A 16,916-nucleotide genomic window follows, 5' to 3' on the forward strand; every position below is an offset into this window, starting at 1 on the left:
TACCAGTCCACATATCTGCAAACTGACACTCCGCTATCGGGAGCAAGCCCCCTCCCACATTTGGATCTGCGCGGTTTAGTCGAGCGCTTTCCAGATCTCGGTAGCGTATTCGCGGATCGTGCGGTCCGAAGAGAACCAGCCCATCCGCGCCGTATTGAGCACCGCCGAACGCCACCATGCCTTGGAATCGTGCCAATGCGCTTCGACCTTGGCCTGGGCGTCCCAGTAGGAGTCGAAGTCGGCGCAGACCAGGAAGCGGTCATAGTCGATCAGCCCGTCGATCAAGCCCACGTAGCGGCCCGGATCATCCGGCGAAAACACCCCGCCACGGATCGCTTGCAGCACATCGTTGAGGCGATGCGAGGCGGCGATGTCCGGCCCGGCATTGAATTCGCCGGCATGCTTGCGCGCCTCGACCTGCTGGGCACTGAGGCCGAAGATAAACATGTGCTCGGCGCCCACGCGCTCGTGCATCTCCACGTTGGCACCGTCCATGGTGCCGATGGTCAGCGCGCCGTTGAGGCCGAATTTCATGTTGCTGGTGCCCGACGCCTCGAAACCGGCCGTGGATATCTGCTCCGACAAGTCCGCCGCCGGAATGATGCTTTCCGCGAGGCTCACGTTGTAGTTGGGCAGGAACACCACTTTGAGCAAGCCGCGCACGGTCGGGTCGTTGTTGACGGTGCGGGCGATGTCGTTGGTCAGCTTGATGATCAGCTTGGCCTGGTGATAACTGGCCGCCGCCTTGCCCGCGAAGATCTTCACCCGTGGCACCCAGTCGGTGCCCGGCTCGGCACGGATCGCCTGGTACAGCGCCACGGTGTGCAGCAGGTTGAGCAGTTGACGCTTGTATTCGTGGATCCGTTTGACCTGCACATCGAACATCGCTGCCGGGTTCACCGAAATGCCCAGGCGCTCATGGATGATATCGGCCAATGCTCGCTTACTGTGCAGGCGCTGGTCAGCGAAGGCCTTGCGGAACGCCTGCTTCTCGGCAAAGGTTTCCAGCTCGCCCAGCCGGGTTTCGATGTTGTCGAGGATATCCGGCCCCAGGGCATCCACCAGCATGGCGGTGAGTTTGGGGTTGGCCTGGTACAGCCAGCGGCGGAAGGTGATGCCGTTGGTTTTGTTGTTGATGCGCTCCGGGTAGAGTTTGTGCAGTTCTGAAAACACCGTGCTGCGCATCAATTGGGTGTGCAGGCCGGATACACCGTTAACGCTGTGGGAGCCGAGGAACGCCAGGTTACCCATGCGCACGCGGCGGCCGTTGTCCTCTTCGATCAGCGATACGGCGCGCAGGACGTCGAAGTCGTGAATGCCCTTGGCCCGCAGCGAGTCAATGTGCTGGGCGTTGATCAGGTAAATGATCTGCATATGCCGGGGCAGCATGCGCTCCATCAAGCCTACCGGCCAGGTTTCCAATGCCTCGGGTAGCAGCGTGTGGTTGGTGTAGGAAAGCGTTTCGACGGTGACGTCCCACGCGGCTTCCCAGGGAATGTCATGCAGGTCGACCAGTTGCCGCATCAACTCGGCCACGGCGATGGACGGGTGGGTGTCGTTGAGTTGGATTGCTGCGTGTTCGCCCAGGCTGAGCACCGAGCCATGCATGTTCTTGTGACGGCGCAGCAGGTCTTGCAGGGAGGCGGAAACGAAGAAATATTCCTGGCGCAGGCGCAGTTCCTGCCCCGCTTCGGTGCTGTCGGCCGGGTAAAGCACGCGGGAGATGCTTTCGGCGCGGGCCACTTCCGCCACGGCGCCCAGGTGGTCACCGGCGTTGAAGCGCTCCAGGTGCAAGTCTTCCACCGCCCGTGCCCGCCACAGGCGCAGGGTGTTGACGCTGGCGCCACGCCAGCCGACCACCGGGGTGTCGTAGGCCACGGCACGTACGGTTTCGTTGGGCGACCACACCTGGATCATCTTGCCGGAGGCGTCCGCCACGGTTTCGACGCTGCCGCCAAAGCCGATCGGGTAAATCACCTCGGCGCGCTCGAATTCCCACGGGTTGCCGAAATCCAGCCAGCGTTCGGTTTGCTCCTGTTGCCAGCCATCGACAATCGCCTGGCGGAACAAGCCATGTTCATACCGAATGCCATAGCCGTGGCCGGCAATGCCCAGGGTCGACATGCTTTCCATAAAGCACGCCGCCAGGCGGCCCAGACCACCGTTGCCCAGCGCCGCGTCGGGCTCCAGCAGGCGGATGCGTTCCAGGTCGACGCCCAGCTCCGCCAGCGCATCGCGAGCGATCTCCAACACCCCCAGATTACTCAGGCTGTCGTAGAGCAAGCGGCCGATCAGGAATTCCAGGGACAGGTAATAGACCCGCTTCTGACCTTTGCGGTAAATCCGCCGGGTATGGTCCATCCAGTGGTCGACCATCTGGTCGCGGGCGGCCAGGGCAATGGCTTCGAACCAGTCATGGTCGAAGGCGTGATCCGGGTCCTTGCCCACCGCGTAGGTGAGTTTGGTCAAGACGGCATCGCGAAATGCGGCTACCTCTGCTTCTCGTGCAAGTGGTTCCTGAGACATCAAATGCGACCTCGGGCGAGATAGAAGGAGTTGCTAGAGCCTAGACGGTCTGACAGATGGCAGACGCTCTGGTTCGTCAGTTTTTTAACTCATTCATCGTTGCGTGAATTAGATGCAGGGGCCGTGCCCAATCATGGCCACAGATGAAATCTTGAAAAGATTGTTCAAAAAACCACCAATCCCGGTATGATCGCGCGCCCTGATATCGCCTCACCCTGGAACCCTGATGAAGCCCCAACTGATCGCAGCCGCGGAACTCGACCGTCTTGAGACCTGGCAAAAATATTCCGCGCACATGTGTGGCGGTTGTGTGTCCAGCTGCTGCACGCTGCCGGTCGAAGTGAAGATCAAGGACCTGATCCGCATTGGCATCGTCGATGAATTCGAGCGCGGCGATCCGCCGAAGAACATCGCCAAGCGCTTGCAGAAGGAAGGCATTGTCGAGCGCTTCAATTCCAAGTCGGAAATTTTTACCCTGCAGCGCATGAGCAACAACGATTGCCTGTACCTGGATCGTAAGACGCGCTTTTGCACCATTTATGACAAGCGCCCGGACACTTGCCGCAACCACCCGAAGATCGGGCCGCGGCCGGGGTACTGTGCGTACAAGCCCAAGGAAGTGGTGCGCGAGACCAAGCTCAAGACCCTCGACAAGTTCTGATCCAGGTTTTTTGGGGCTTTCAAGGGCCTCATCGTGGGCAAGCCCCCTCCCACCTTTGACTATGTTCACAAACCAAAAAGTGGGAGGGGGCTTGCTCCCGATAACGCCAGTACAGGCACCCCAAATTCTGCAGGCACAAAAAAACGCCCCCGGCCTTTCGACCGGGGGCGTTTTTCATTCAGCCTGAGTTAACTCAGTTCTTGGCTTTCTTGGCAGCGCGGGTACGCTCGCCTTCGTCCAGGATCTTCTTACGCAGACGGATCGACTTAGGCGTAACTTCGCACAGCTCGTCGTCCTGGATGAATTCCAGGGCCTGTTCCAGGGTGAAGCGAACAGGTGGGACCAGGGCGATGGTTTCGTCTTTACCCGAAGCACGCATGTTGTCGAGCTTCTTGCCTTTGGTTGGGTTGACGCCCATGTCGTTGTCACGGCTGTTCAGACCAACGATCTGACCGTTGTAGATCTCTTGACCGTGTTCAACGAACAGCTTGCCACGCGCCTGGAGGGTTTCCAGGGAGTAGGTCAGTGCCTTGCCGGTTTCTACCGATACCAGAACACCGTTCTGACGGCCGGACATGTCGCCGGACTTCATGGTGTCGTAGCGATCGAAGATCGAGGTCAGGATGCCGGCGCCGTTGGTCAGGGTCAGGAACTGGTTACGGAAACCGATCAGACCGCGAGCAGGGATGTTGTATTCCAGACGTACACGGCCCTTGCCATCCGGCACCATGTTGGTCAGGTCGCCCTTACGCAGGCCCATCTCTTCCATGACCTTGCCCTGGGATTCTTCAGGGGTGTCGATGGTCACGTTTTCGAACGGTTCCTGCTTCACGCCGTCAACCTGACGGATGATCACTTCAGGACGACCAACGCCCATTTCGAAGCCTTCGCGACGCATGGTTTCGATCAGTACCGAGAGGTGCAGCTCACCACGGCCGGAAACCTTGAACTTGTCAGCCGAGTCGCCTTCTTCAACGCGCAGTGCAACGTTGTACAGCAGCTCTTTGTCCAGACGCTCCTTGATGTTACGGGAGGTCACGAACTTGCCTTCTTTACCGCAGAACGGCGAGTCGTTTACCTGGAAGGTCATGGAAACGGTTGGCTCGTCAACGGTCAGAGGCTTCATCGCCTCGACGTTGTCCGGCTGGCACAGGGTGTCGGAGATGAACAGCGAGTCCATACCGCTGACGCACACGATGTCGCCGGCGAAGGCTTCTTCGACGTCGATGCGGTGCAGGCCGTGGTGACCCATCAGCTTCAGGATACGACCGTTACGCTTCTTGCCGTCGGCGCCGATAGCCACAACCGGGGTGTTCGGCTTGACGCTGCCGCGAGCGATACGGCCAGCGCCGATAACACCCAGGAAGCTGTTGTAGTCCAGTGCCGAGATCTGCATCTGGAACGGACCTTCACGGTCAACTTTCGGCGCCGGTACGTTGTCGACGATCGACTGGTACAGCGGGGTCATGTCTTCAGCCATGTCGGTGTGGTCAAGACCGGCAATGCCGTTCAGGGCCGAGGCGTAGACGACCTTGAAGTCCAGCTGCTCTTCGGTGGCGCCCAGGTTGTCGAACAGGTCGAAGATCTGGTCCAGAACCCAGTCCGGACGCGCGCCTGGACGGTCAACCTTGTTGATGCACACGATCGGACGCAGGCCGGCTTCGAAAGCCTTCTTGGTCACAAAACGGGTTTGCGGCATAGGGCCGTCTTGAGCGTCAACCAGCAGCAGAACGGAGTCGACCATCGACATTACGCGTTCTACTTCGCCGCCGAAGTCGGCGTGGCCCGGGGTATCCACGATGTTGATGTGGTAGCCGTTCCAGTTGATAGCGGTGTTTTTTGCCAGGATGGTAATACCGCGCTCTTTTTCCTGGTCGTTGGAGTCCATCACGCGCTCGTCGTTGAGCTCGTTGCGCTCCAGGGTGCCGGATTGACGCAGGAGTTTGTCTACCAGGGTGGTTTTACCATGGTCAACGTGAGCAATGATGGCGATGTTACGTAGATTTTCGATCACTTGTGTATCTCGATCAGAGGATTCGGTGTGCTGACAGGTCGTGGCAGCGATTTACAGTAGAGTCAGGCCTTGCCGTTACAGCTTGACGGCAGAGTCGGGGGGCCGGTGACGCAGGCCACAGGCAAACAGCCCCGGGCTCTTAGCTCGGTCGATAAACGCGCACATTGGCATGCCCCTCACTGAGCAAATGGTGGGCATGCAGGCGACTCATCACGCCTTTGTCGCAATACAGCAGGTACTGACGGCTGTCATCCAGTTCCTTGAAACGCGCGTTCAATGCATAGAACGGCAGCGTTTGTACGTCGATGCCGGCGATTTCCAGCGGCTCATCTTCCGCGGCATCCGGGTGACGGATGTCGATGACGATCTGGCCGGCCAGGGCTTCGCTGACTTCTTCGATCTGCACATCCTGGCCCAACTCGTCGATAACACGATCGATCGGTACCAGCTTGGCGTTCTCGAGCGCACGCTCCAGAATCGCCATATCAAACTGTTGTTCTTCGTACTCCACGCGGTTGCGCTTGGCGTGGGTCTTGGGGTTCACCGAGATGACCCCGCAGTACTCAGGCATATGCTTGGCGAAGTCGGCGGTGCCGATTTCTTCCGCCAAATCGATGATGTCCTGCTTGTGGCTGGCGATCAGCGGGCGCAGCACCAGCTTCTCGGTCACGCAGTCGATCAGCGACAGGTTCGGCAGCGTCTGGCTGGAAACCTGGGAAATCGCTTCGCCGGTCACCAGCGCGTCGATCTGCAATTGATCGGCGATACGGGAGGCCGCGCGCAACATCATACGCTTCAATACCACGCCCATATGACTGTTATCGACTTTGCCGAGAATTTCGCCCAGCACTTCCTCGAACGGTACGCTCACAAATAGCACGCGTTGGGAGCTGCCGTACTTCTTCCAGATAAAGTGCGCAACTTCCATCACGCCCAATTCGTGTGCGCGCCCACCCAGGTTGAAGAAGCAGAAGTGGCTCATCAGGCCGCGGCGCATGATCTGGTAGGCCGCCACCGTGGAATCGAAACCGCCGGACATCAGCACCAGGGTCTGTTCCAGGGCGCCGAGCGGGTAGCCGCCGATGCTGTTGTGCTGGCTGTGGATCACAAACAACCGTTGGTCGCGAATTTCCATGCGCACTTCAATTTGCGGCGCTTTCAGGGAAATTCCAGCGGCGCCGCACTCGCGACGCAGCTTGCTGCCGACGTATTTCTCCACGTCCATGGAGCTGAACGGGTGCTTGCCGGCACGCTTGCAGCGCACCGAAAAAATCTTGCCTTCAAGGTTGTCGCCAAAATGCAGTTTGCATTTTTCGGTGATGTCGTCGAAGTCGCCCAGCGCGTACTCGTCAACCTGCAGGAAGTGTGCGATGCCCGGCATGCAGCTCAGGCGCTCGGTCATATCCTTCAAGGCTTTGGCGTCGGTCAGGCGGGTTTCCAGCTCGAGGTTGTCCCACACGCCATTCACCACCACAGCCGGGTCCAGATCTCGGAGCACGGCACGGATGTTCTTGGCCAATTGACGGATAAAACGCATCCGTACCGGTCGGCTCTTGATGGTGATTTCGGGGAAGACTTTAACGATTAATTTCATGGAAACAGCGCGCGCCGGGCCTGCTGAAAAAGGGGGGCGCGGATTATAGCGGAAATCGCTCAAGGTTTAACCAGTTAATATGCACTCACACCGCAACGCACTAAAGCGGTGCATTTGCATGCGCATGCGCCACATTGCAGTGCGCTATTTTCGGGCTTTTGTCGCTGCGCACCTTTATAGGGTCGCTTTTGGCGCAAAAAACCCATGTTGGCGCACTGGCATGCAATTTGCTCTCTTGTGAGGCAGGTTGCCATGGCGGACTATCCGCGCCGGCATCACCCACATTCTAAGGGCTAACTCCACTACCCCAGCCCGAAGCCACCCGGAGGACACTATGTCGAAGTCGGTTCAACTCATCAAAGATCATGACGTTAAATGGATTGATCTGCGCTTCACGGACACCAAAGGCACTCAGCACCACGTGACCATGCCGGCTCGCGACGCGCTGGATGATGCTTTCTTCGAAGAAGGCAAAATGTTCGACGGTTCCTCCATTGCCGGCTGGAAAGGCATCGAAGCCTCCGACATGATCCTGATGCCGGACGACAGCACTGCCGTCCTTGACCCGTTCACCGAAGACCCAACCCTGATCATCGTCTGCGACGTGATCGAGCCTTCGACCATGCAAGGCTACGATCGCGACCCACGTGCGATCGCCAAGCGCGCCGAGGAATACCTGAAGTCGACCGGTATCGGCGACACCGTATTCGTAGGCCCGGAACCAGAGTTCTTCATCTTTGATTCGGTCAAGTTCAAGTCCGACATCTCCGGTTCCATGTTCAAAATCTTCTCCGAGCAAGGCTCGTGGATGTCCGACCAGGACGTGGAAGGCGGCAACAAAGGCCACCGTCCAGGCGTCAAAGGTGGCTACTTCCCGGTTCCGCCGTTCGACCACGACCACGAAATCCGTACCTCCATGTGCAACGCCATGGAAGAAATGGGCCTGGTCATCGAAGTTCACCACCACGAAGTGGCGACTGCCGGCCAGAACGAAATCGGCGTGAAGTTCAACACCCTGGTAGCCAAGGCTGACGAAGTCCAGACCCTGAAGTACTGCGTACACAACGTAGCTGATGCCTACGGCCGTACCGCTACCTTCATGCCTAAGCCACTGTACGGCGATAACGGTTCGGGTATGCACGTTCACCTGTCCATCGCCAAAGAAGGCAAGAACACCTTCGCCGGCGAAGGTTATGCCGGCCTGTCCGACACCGCCCTGTACTTCATCGGCGGTATCATCAAGCACGGTAAGGCCCTGAACGGCTTCACCAACCCGTCGACCAACTCCTACAAGCGTCTGGTCCCAGGTTTCGAAGCACCGGTGATGCTGGCCTACTCGGCTCGCAACCGTTCCGCCTCGATCCGTATTCCTTACGTGTCCAGCCCACGCGCTCGCCGTATCGAAGCGCGCTTCCCTGATCCGGCAGCCAACCCATACCTGGCCTTCGCTGCGCTGGTCATGGCTGGCCTGGACGGCATCCAGAACAAGATCCACCCAGGCGATGCCGCCGACAAAAACTTGTACGACCTGCCGCCTGAAGAGGCCAAAGAGATCCCACAAGTGTGCGGCAGCCTGAAAGAAGCCCTGGAAGAGCTGGACAAGGGCCGTGCGTTCCTGACCAAAGGCGGCGTATTCAGCGACGACTTCATCGATGCCTACATCGAGCTCAAAAGCGAAGAAGAAATCAAGGTTCGCACCTTCGTACACCCACTGGAATACGAGCTGTACTACAGCTGCTGATCCGGTAGCGCTGCTTGACGCAGCGTGATGAAAAAGGCCTCCTTCGGGAGGTCTTTTTTTGCCCGGGAATTAACCCGAATCCCCCCTCCCTCCCACAAGGAGATCAGCATTGAAACGTCGACTTGCGTTCGCTTTAGTGTTTTTCAGCGCCAGTGCATTGGCTGCGCCCCCCACTCTTGAGCCGCTGCTCAACAGCATCGCCGAACGCCTGGAAATCGCCGACCAGGTGGCGCTGAGCAAATGGGACAGCAAAAAACCGGTGGAAGATAAGAAGCGCGAACAAGAAGTGATCGCCAGCGTTGTCGCCCAGGCGCCGAGCTACAAACTGGCACCCGCCGCCGCCGAGCAATTCTTCTCGGCCCAGATCGAGGCAAACAAGCTGGTGCAGTACACCCACCTGTCCGATTGGCAGTTCCAGGGCAAGGCACCCGACGATCCGCGCCCGGACCTGGTGAAGCAGATTCGCCCGCAGCTGGATCAATTGCAAACACGCCTGCTGCAACAACTGGCGGACTTCACCCCCCAACGTAGCGACCCGCAGTGCCCTCACTGGCTGACCGAAGCGGTGCATGAGCCGCTGAACGACCCGCTGCGGCAACTGGCGATGATCCGCGCCACGGCCGAGCTGTGTATTCGCACAGGCCAATAACGGATGACACCCACATTATTTTAGGCACCTTCCGGCATCCCTCCCCGAACAGCGATCGTAGCCTGACCGGCCACTCAGCGAACGGGATGAAACCAAACCATGGAAGCCCTCAAATGCTTGATCGCAACAGCGGCCTGCTTGTCTGCCCTAGGCTGCAGCAGCCAGCCGAAAAACGTCGTGCAAATCGAAAAGGAAACCCTGCTGCAGAGCAGCGCATCATGGGACGGAACACCTTACAAGGCCTACCCCTCCGGACCGCCGGAACTCACGCTGTTGCGGCTCAAGATCCCCGCGAATACGCAGTTACCCTGGCACAGCCACCCCATGCCGAACGCAGCGTATATCCTCTCGGGCGAGTTGATCGTTGAAGCCCGTAAAGGTGGGCAAGCCCTCACCCTGACACAAGGGCAAACCCTGGCCGAGATGGTAGGCACAGTCCATCGCGGCAGAACCGGAAGCACACCGGTGGAACTGCTGGTCTTTTACGCCGGCAGCGCGGGCATGCCACTCTCCCAGCCACACTGATAAAGCCCCACCACTGAGATCGCTCTCGCACAGCCGCCGAGAGCCCTCTCTCATCACTTCCTGAACAAACCTCACAAAACCGCACTATATTGGTGCGACGACCTGCACCCTTCCCACTGACTCACCCCATTTTGGTTCGAAACTTCCCGGCCAAGCTGGCAGAACGCCACAGTTTCGCGCCTTAAACCCCTATTTCAGGGGATTAACGCTTCTTTTCGGAGCCTTGGTTTGGTTTTTGCATTTTCCTTGTATCAGCGTGTGCCTCAAGCCCGCGCCTTGCTCCAAAAGAGGTCCCGATGACCATCAGCGATGCACTGCACCGTTTGCTACTCGACAACCTGACCACCGCGACCATCCTGCTCAATGACGACCTGCGCCTTGAGTACATGAACCCGGCGGCAGAGATGCTCCTGGCCATCAGCGGCCAGCGCAGCCATGGGCAGTTCATCAGCGAATTATTCACCGAGTCGGCCGAAGCCCTGAGTTCGTTGCGCCAGGCCGTGGAGCAGGCACACCCGTTCACCAAGCGCGAGGCGATGCTCACCGCCCTGACCGGCCAGACCCTGACCGTCGACTACGCCGTGACCCCGATCCTGAGCAACGGCGCCACCCTGCTGCTGCTTGAAGTCCACCCTCGCGACCGACTGCTGCGCATCACCAAGGAAGAAGCGCAGCTGTCCAAGCAGGAAACCAGCAAGATGCTGGTGCGCGGCCTGGCCCATGAGATCAAGAACCCCCTGGGAGGCATTCGCGGCGCGGCGCAGCTGCTGGCCCGCGAGCTGCCGGAGGAGCATCTCAAGGACTACACCAACGTCATCATCGAAGAGGCCGACCGCCTGCGAAACCTTGTGGACCGCATGCTCGGCTCGAACAAACTGCCGTCGCTGGCGATGACCAACGTGCATGAAGTACTGGAGCGCGTCTGCCAATTGGTCGAGGCCGAAAGCCAGGGCTGCATCACCTTGGTGCGCGACTACGACCCAAGCATTCCCGACGTCCTGATCGACCGCGAACAGATGATCCAGGCGGTGCTCAATATCGTGCGTAACGCCATGCAAGCCATCAGCAGCCAGAACGAGCTGCGCCTGGGCCGCATCAGCCTGCGCACCCGCGCCTTGCGCCAGTTCACCATCGGCCATGTGCGCCATCGCCTGGTGACCAAGGTCGAGATCATCGACAACGGCCCGGGCATTCCCACGGAACTGCAGGAAACCATTTTCTTTCCCATGGTCAGCGGCCGCCCGGACGGTACCGGGCTGGGCCTGGCCATCACCCAGAACATCATCAGCCAGCACCAGGGCCTGATCGAATGTGAGAGCCACCCCGGCCACACCACGTTCTCGATCTTCCTGCCATTGGAACAAGGAGCCCCCACGACATGAGCCGTAGTGAAACTGTCTGGATCGTCGATGACGACCGTTCTATCCGCTGGGTCCTCGAGAAAGCCTTGCAACAGGAAGGCATGACCACCCAGAGCTTCGACAGCGCCGACGGGGTGATGAGCCGCCTGGCGCGCCAGCAGCCCGACGTGATCATCTCCGACATCCGCATGCCCGGCGCCAGTGGCCTGGACCTGTTGGCGCGGATTCGCGAACAACACCCGCGCCTGCCGGTGATCATCATGACCGCGCACTCGGACCTGGACAGCGCTGTCGCGTCCTACCAGGGCGGCGCGTTCGAATACCTGCCCAAGCCATTCGACGTGGACGAAGCCGTCGCACTGGTCAAGCGCGCCAACCAGCACGCCCAGGAGCAACAAAACCAGGAAGCCCCGCCCACCCTCACCCGCACCCCGGAAATCATCGGCGAAGCGCCGGCGATGCAGGAAGTGTTTCGCGCTATTGGGCGCTTGAGCCACTCCAACATCACCGTGCTGATCAACGGCGAGTCGGGTACCGGTAAAGAGCTGGTGGCCCACGCCCTGCATCGCCACAGCCCGCGGGCAGCCTCGCCGTTTATCGCGCTGAACATGGCGGCGATTCCGAAAGACTTGATGGAGTCCGAACTGTTCGGCCATGAGAAAGGCGCGTTCACCGGTGCGGCCAACCTGCGTCGCGGGCGCTTTGAACAAGCTGACGGCGGCACGTTGTTCCTCGACGAAATCGGCGACATGCCCGCCGACACCCAAACCCGCTTGCTGCGGGTACTGGCGGACGGTGAGTTTTACCGCGTCGGCGGGCACACTCCGGTAAAGGTCGACGTGCGCATCATCGCAGCCACCCACCAGAACCTGGAAACCCTGGTGCACGCGGGCAAGTTCCGCGAGGACTTGTTTCACCGCCTCAACGTGATCCGCATCCACATCCCACGGATGTCGGACCGCCGCGAAGACATCCCGACCCTCGCTCGCCACTTCCTCAGCCGCGCCGCCCAGGAACTGGCCGTTGAGCCGAAGTTGCTCAAGAGCGAGACCGAGGAGTACCTCAAGAACCTGCCATGGCCCGGCAACGTGCGCCAACTGGAGAACACCTGCCGCTGGATCACGGTGATGGCGTCCGGGCGCGAAGTGCATATCAGCGACCTGCCGCCGGAGCTGCTGAGCCTGCCGCAGGATTCGGCCCCGGTGACCAATTGGGAACAGGCACTGCGTCAATGGGCTGACCAGGCGCTGGCTCGTGGCCAGTCAAACCTGCTGGACAGCGCCGTGCCGGCATTCGAGCGGATCATGATCGAGACCGCGCTGAAGCACACCGCCGGCCGTCGTCGCGATGCTGCGGTGTTGCTGGGTTGGGGGCGTAACACCCTGACGCGCAAGATCAAGGAATTGGGGATGAAGGTTGATGGTGGGGATGATGATGAGGGTGATGAAGCCTGATCACATTTGGATCTTCATAACGCTCGGGTTTGTGCACCGCTTCAATGCACTATGAACCGGCATTGAGCACAGACCAGAAAACTCGCCTATCGCTTTCGCTACAAATTCCTTAGCAGTAGAAACAACCAAAGCCCCGTATTCCGGGGCTTTGCGCTTTTTGGCATTTTCTCAAGCGGCAAATGCAAGTTTTGGCACGCCCCCTGCAATAACCCCAGTACAACCCAGTTTCGGGGACCTTGGTACAGGCAGGCCGAGAATCCCCTCTTTAACACCGAAGCCTCTGGCTTCACCCCGTTTTGGGAGCCCTGGTACAGGCAGGCCGGGAACTCCCTCTTTTATTGCTCTTGGAGATGGATCTCCAGCCGCCAGCGGTCATCGACCTCCTCGCCTTTCCACTCCCCGCGCAACGGCCGAGCCGCCACCAGGTTCAGCAGCAAACCGCTATCGGTCTTGCGAATGCGCCAGTTCACGTCCCTTTCATTGACCTTGAGCTGCCCGCTGGCGACCTTGCCCTGGGCGTCAAACAGCAGCGCCACGGTGCCGTCGACATGCTCGCCGTGCAGCTTGGGTTCACTGTTGAACCACACCACCACGCCGTCGCTTATTGTCTCTACCTGCTGCAATTGCACCGGATCGGGGATAGTCAGGCGGCCGATCATCAAGCCCACCATCAAACCGACAATCGCCAATGAGCCCATGACCCGTGGCAATAGCTTCGGCCTGGGGTCCTCTTCGGGGGTAGAATGCAGCGCATCTTTGCCTTCGGAGCCGTGCATGTTTCACGTCATCCTTTTTCAACCAGAAATTCCGCCGAATACCGGCAACGTTATCAGGCTGTGCGCCAACAGTGGCTGCCACCTGCATTTGATCGAACCTTTGGGCTTCGACATGGACGACAAGCGCCTGCGCCGCGCCGGGCTGGACTACCACGAGTACGCCACCTTGCAGCGCCACGCCGACCTGGCCAGTTGCCTGGAAAGCCTGGGCCATCCGCGCTTGTTCGCGTTCACTACCAAGGGTTCGCGGCCGTTCCATGATGCCAGTTTTGCCGAGGGCGATGCCTTCCTGTTCGGCCCGGAAAGCCGTGGCCTGCCGGCAGAGGTACTGGACGCCCTGCCCGACGGCCATCGCTTGCGTTTGCCGATGCGTGAAGGCTGTCGCAGCCTGAACCTGTCCAACACCGTGGCGGTGGCCGTGTACGAAGGCTGGCGCCAACTCGGTTTCAAATAACACGCAAAACAAATGTGGGAGGGGGCTTGCTCCCGATGACGGGTTGCCAGTCGACACTGATGTGACTGGTACACCGCTATCGGGAGCAAGCCCCCTCCCACATTTTTTACCGCATCGACTTACTGAACCGTCGACGAACCTTCCTGTTGCATGCGCTGCAGCTCTTGGGCGTACAGGGCATCGAAGTTCACCGGGGCCAGCATCAGCGCAGGGAACGAGCCACGGGTGACCAGGCTGTCCAGGGTCTCGCGGGCATACGGGAACAGGATGTTCGGGCAGAACGCGCCCAGGGTGTGGCTCATGGATGCTTCGTCCAGGCCCTGGATCAGGAAGATGCCGGCCTGTTGTACTTCAGCGATGAAGGCCACTTCTTCGCCATTCTTGACGGTGACCGACAGCGTCAGCACGACTTCGTGGAAGTCACCTTCCAGGGCTTTTTGGCGGGTGTTCAGATCCAGCGCAACGCTTGGGGTCCATTCCTGACGGAAGATGGCCGGGCTTTTCGGCGCTTCGAACGACAGGTCACGCACATAGATACGCTGCAGCGAGAACTGTGGGCCTTGAGCTTCTGCTGCTTCGGTGTTCTGTTGATCAGTCATCGCAGATCCTTCTTTATCTTGGGGTCTTTAAGGGGTTAAGCGGACAGCAGCGCATCCAGTTTACCGGCGCGCTCAAGAGCGAACAGGTCATCGCAGCCACCGATATGTTTGGCGCCGATCCAGATCTGCGGGACCGACGTGCGGCCGGCCTTCTGGGCCATTTCGGCGCGTACCTGGGGTTTGCCGTCGACCTTGATCTCTTCGAAGGCAACACCCTTTTTCTCAAGCAGGGCCTTGGCCCGCATGCAGTAAGGGCACCAATCGCTGGAATACACGACAACCTGGGTCATATCACTTCACCAGAGGCAGGTTATCGGCGCGCCAGCTGCCGATGCCACCGGACAGCTTGGCGGCGGTGAAACCGGTCTTGAGCATTTCGCGAGCGTGGGTGCCGGCGTGCTGGCCTTGGGCGTCGACCAGGATGATGGTCTTGGCCTTGTGCTTTTCCAGCTCGGCCAGGCGCGCGATCAGCTTGTCCTGGGGAATGTTCAGGGCACCGACGATGTGGCCGGCGGCGAACTCCTTGGCGGGGCGGATATCCACCACAATGGCTTCATCCTTGTTGACCAGCGCGGTCAGCTCCGAGGTGCTCAGGCTGCGGCCACCGCGGCTCAATTCGTGAGCGATCAGCAGCGCCAGCAAGATGACGAAGGCACCCACGAGCAGATAGTGGGCAGTGGCAAATGCAATCAGGTGATCAACCATCAAGGAGGTTCCAGGGCGTTAAAATGGCGGTAAGTATACACAGCCGTCAGGGGGGGCCAACCCCCGTAAAGCGGTGACGTGGTCGGAACTTCGCTTTAAACTGCCACTCCCTTTTCAATTGCCTTCCTTTATTACCGCCGCGAGAGGATCTATGACTACCACGCCTAAACCTTTGGTCCTGATAATTCTCGATGGCTTTGGACACAGTGAAAGCCACCACGACAACGCGGTCTACGCGGCGCGCAAGCCGGTGCTGGACCGTTTGACCGCCACCGTGCCCAACGGCCTCATCTCCGGCTCCGGCATGGACGTGGGCCTGCCGGACGGCCAGATGGGCAATTCGGAAGTCGGCCACATGAACCTCGGTGCCGGACGAGTGGTGTATCAGGACTTCACCCGCGTGACCAAGGCGATCCGCGATGGCGAGTTCTTCGAGAACCCGACCATCTGCGCTGCGGTGGATAAAGCAGTGGCCGCCGGCAAGGCCGTGCACTTCATGGGCCTGCTGTCGGACGGCGGCGTACACAGCCACCAGGACCATCTGGTGGCCATGGCCGAACTGGCGTTCAAGCGTGGCGCCGACAAGATTTACCTGCACGCCTTCCTCGACGGCCGGGACACGCCACCCAAAAGTGCGCAATCGTCCATCGAACTGCTGGACGCCACCTTCGCCGCCCTGGGCAAGGGCCGCATCGCCAGCATCGTGGGCCGCTACTTCGCCATGGACCGCGACAACCGCTGGGACCGCGTATCCCAGGCCTACAACCTGATCGTCGACGGCCAGGCCGACTTCAACGCCGCCACCGCCCAGCAAGGCCTGGAAGCCGCCTACGCGCGCGGCGAAAGCGATGAGTTCGTCAAGGCCACTACCATCGGCGAGCCGGTGAAGGTTGAGGACGGCGACGCCGTGGTGTTCATGAACTTCCGCGCCGACCGTGCCCGCGAGCTGAGCCGCGTGTTCGTCGAAGACGGCTTCAAGGAATTCGAACGCGCGCGCCAACCCAAAGTGCAGTACGTGGGCCTGACGCAGTACGCCGCCAGTATTCCAGCCCCGGCCGCCTTTGCGCCGGGCAGCCTGGACAACGTGCTGGGCGATTACCTGGCAAAAAACGGCAAGACCCAGCTGCGCATCGCCGAAACCGAAAAATACGCCCACGTGACGTTCTTCTTCTCGGGCGGGCGTGAAGAACCGTTCCCCGGGGAAGAGCGCATCCTGATCCCGTCGCCAAAAGTCGCCACCTACGATTTGCAGCCGGAAATGAGCGCTCCGGAGGTGACCGACAAAATCGTCGACGCCATCGAGAACCAGCGTTATGACGTGATCGTGGTCAACTACGCCAACGGCGACATGGTCGGCCACAGCGGTAACCTGGAGGCGGCGGTCAAGGCCGTGGAATGCCTGGACCTGTGCGTGGGCCGCATCGCCGACGCGCTGGAAAAAGTCGGCGGCGAAGCACTCATCACCGCCGACCACGGCAACTGCGAGCAAATGTCCGACGAATCCACGGGCCAGGCCCACACCGCCCACACCACCGAGCCGGTGCCGTTCATCTACGTCGGCAAGCGTGATTTCAAAGTGCGTAACGGCGGGGTGCTGGCGGATGTCGCGCCGACAATGCTGATGTTGATGGGGCTGGAGAAGCCGGTTGAGATGACTGGCACTTCAATCCTGGTGTGATTTCAACCACACCGCACAGCAGTGTGGGAGGGGGCTTGCTCCCGATAGCGGCGTGCCAGTTGATACATATACCGACTGACACCCTGCCATCGGAGCAAGCCCCCTCCCACATTAGCTTTGCGGTGTTTGGAAGATGTCTTTTTGCCATACCGCCGCCACTCGGCAGCTAACTTGCCCGC

15 protein-coding genes are annotated in these 16,916 nt (G+C 59.9%); 8 read left to right on the forward strand and 7 right to left on the reverse strand.

Annotated features, from left to right (window positions below; translation table 11 throughout):
- Positions 1 to 75: 75 nt before the first annotated feature.
- Complete coding sequence (locus tag AB4O23_RS02335; protein WP_017529541.1) at positions 76 to 2,526, reverse strand: glycogen/starch/alpha-glucan phosphorylase; 2,451 nt, start codon at positions 2,524 to 2,526, stop codon at positions 76 to 78.
- A 226-nt stretch (positions 2,527 to 2,752) separates the two neighbouring features.
- Here AB4O23_RS02335 and AB4O23_RS02340 point away from each other — a divergent pair, with 226 nt between their 5' ends.
- Positions 2,753 to 3,187, forward strand: a complete 435-nt coding sequence (locus AB4O23_RS02340) for a YkgJ family cysteine cluster protein (RefSeq protein WP_068935359.1) — start codon at positions 2,753 to 2,755, stop codon at positions 3,185 to 3,187.
- 193 nt (positions 3,188 to 3,380) lie between these two features.
- Here the strand turns inward: AB4O23_RS02340 and typA are convergent, their stop codons facing one another.
- The gene (typA, locus tag AB4O23_RS02345) at positions 3,381 to 5,201 is read right to left on the reverse strand and encodes a translational GTPase TypA (protein ID WP_460150383.1); all 1,821 of its coding nucleotides are present in this window, start codon (positions 5,199 to 5,201) and stop codon (positions 3,381 to 3,383) included.
- A gap of 139 nt (positions 5,202 to 5,340) precedes the next feature.
- A complete protein-coding gene (gene thiI, locus AB4O23_RS02350; protein ID WP_068937238.1) occupies positions 5,341 to 6,795 on the reverse strand; it encodes a tRNA uracil 4-sulfurtransferase ThiI in 1,455 nt (484 codons plus the stop codon).
- Positions 6,796 to 7,129: 334 nt separating this feature from the next.
- Here thiI and glnA point away from each other — a divergent pair, with 334 nt between their 5' ends.
- The 5 genes from glnA to ntrC all read left to right on the forward strand — a co-directional run bounded on the left by glnA (position 7,130) and on the right by ntrC (position 12,525).
- Positions 7,130 to 8,536, forward strand: a complete 1,407-nt coding sequence (glnA, locus tag AB4O23_RS02355) for a glutamate--ammonia ligase (RefSeq protein ID WP_017529544.1) — start codon at positions 7,130 to 7,132, stop codon at positions 8,534 to 8,536.
- Between the two features lie 109 nt (positions 8,537 to 8,645).
- Positions 8,646 to 9,185 (forward strand): chorismate mutase, encoded by a 540-nt coding sequence (locus AB4O23_RS02360; RefSeq protein ID WP_460070183.1) that lies wholly within the window; start codon positions 8,646 to 8,648, stop codon positions 9,183 to 9,185.
- Between the two features lie 99 nt (positions 9,186 to 9,284).
- Positions 9,285 to 9,710: a cupin domain-containing protein gene (locus tag AB4O23_RS02365; RefSeq protein ID WP_065879512.1), complete on the forward strand. Its 426-nt coding sequence runs from the start codon at positions 9,285 to 9,287 to the stop codon at positions 9,708 to 9,710.
- Between the two features lie 296 nt (positions 9,711 to 10,006).
- The gene (gene glnL / locus AB4O23_RS02370; RefSeq protein ID WP_017529546.1) at positions 10,007 to 11,092 is read left to right on the forward strand and encodes a nitrogen regulation protein NR(II); all 1,086 of its coding nucleotides are present in this window, start codon (positions 10,007 to 10,009) and stop codon (positions 11,090 to 11,092) included.
- Entirely contained in the window at positions 11,089 to 12,525 is a 1,437-nt protein-coding gene (gene ntrC / locus AB4O23_RS02375) for a nitrogen regulation protein NR(I) (protein WP_017529547.1), read from the forward strand. Before glnL ends, ntrC begins: the two co-directional genes overlap by 4 nt.
- A gap of 335 nt (positions 12,526 to 12,860) precedes the next feature.
- On the opposite strand, the gene AB4O23_RS02380 is transcribed toward ntrC, so the two are convergent.
- Positions 12,861 to 13,301, reverse strand: a complete 441-nt coding sequence (locus AB4O23_RS02380) for a hypothetical protein (RefSeq protein WP_017529548.1) — start codon at positions 13,299 to 13,301, stop codon at positions 12,861 to 12,863.
- On the opposite strand from AB4O23_RS02380, the gene AB4O23_RS02385 reads away from it, so the two are divergent.
- On the forward strand, positions 13,300 to 13,755 hold the full coding sequence (locus AB4O23_RS02385; RefSeq protein ID WP_010563141.1) for a tRNA (cytidine(34)-2'-O)-methyltransferase: 456 nt from the start codon (positions 13,300 to 13,302) through the stop codon (positions 13,753 to 13,755). The genes AB4O23_RS02380 and AB4O23_RS02385 overlap by 2 nt on opposite strands.
- 119 nt (positions 13,756 to 13,874) lie before the next feature.
- Here the strand turns inward: AB4O23_RS02385 and secB are convergent, their stop codons facing one another.
- From secB to AB4O23_RS02400, 3 genes are read right to left on the reverse strand one after another with little or no spacing between them, the layout of a single operon-like run.
- Entirely contained in the window at positions 13,875 to 14,354 is a 480-nt protein-coding gene (secB, locus tag AB4O23_RS02390) for a protein-export chaperone SecB (protein WP_012721755.1), read from the reverse strand.
- Between the two features lie 35 nt (positions 14,355 to 14,389).
- Positions 14,390 to 14,644 carry a glutaredoxin 3 gene (gene grxC, locus AB4O23_RS02395; protein ID WP_017529549.1) on the reverse strand — a complete coding sequence of 85 codons (255 nt, stop codon included), beginning with the start codon at positions 14,642 to 14,644 and terminating at the stop codon, positions 14,390 to 14,392.
- 1 nt (position 14,645) lies between these two features.
- Entirely contained in the window at positions 14,646 to 15,059 is a 414-nt protein-coding gene (locus AB4O23_RS02400; RefSeq protein WP_017529550.1) for a rhodanese-like domain-containing protein, read from the reverse strand.
- Between the two features lie 151 nt (positions 15,060 to 15,210).
- On the opposite strand from AB4O23_RS02400, the gene gpmI reads away from it, so the two are divergent.
- The gene (gene gpmI / locus AB4O23_RS02405) at positions 15,211 to 16,737 is read left to right on the forward strand and encodes a 2,3-bisphosphoglycerate-independent phosphoglycerate mutase (protein WP_017529551.1); all 1,527 of its coding nucleotides are present in this window, start codon (positions 15,211 to 15,213) and stop codon (positions 16,735 to 16,737) included.
- The last annotated feature ends 179 nt before the right edge of the window (positions 16,738 to 16,916 follow it).

It is taken from the genome of Pseudomonas sp. H2_A10, from assembly GCF_054680085.1.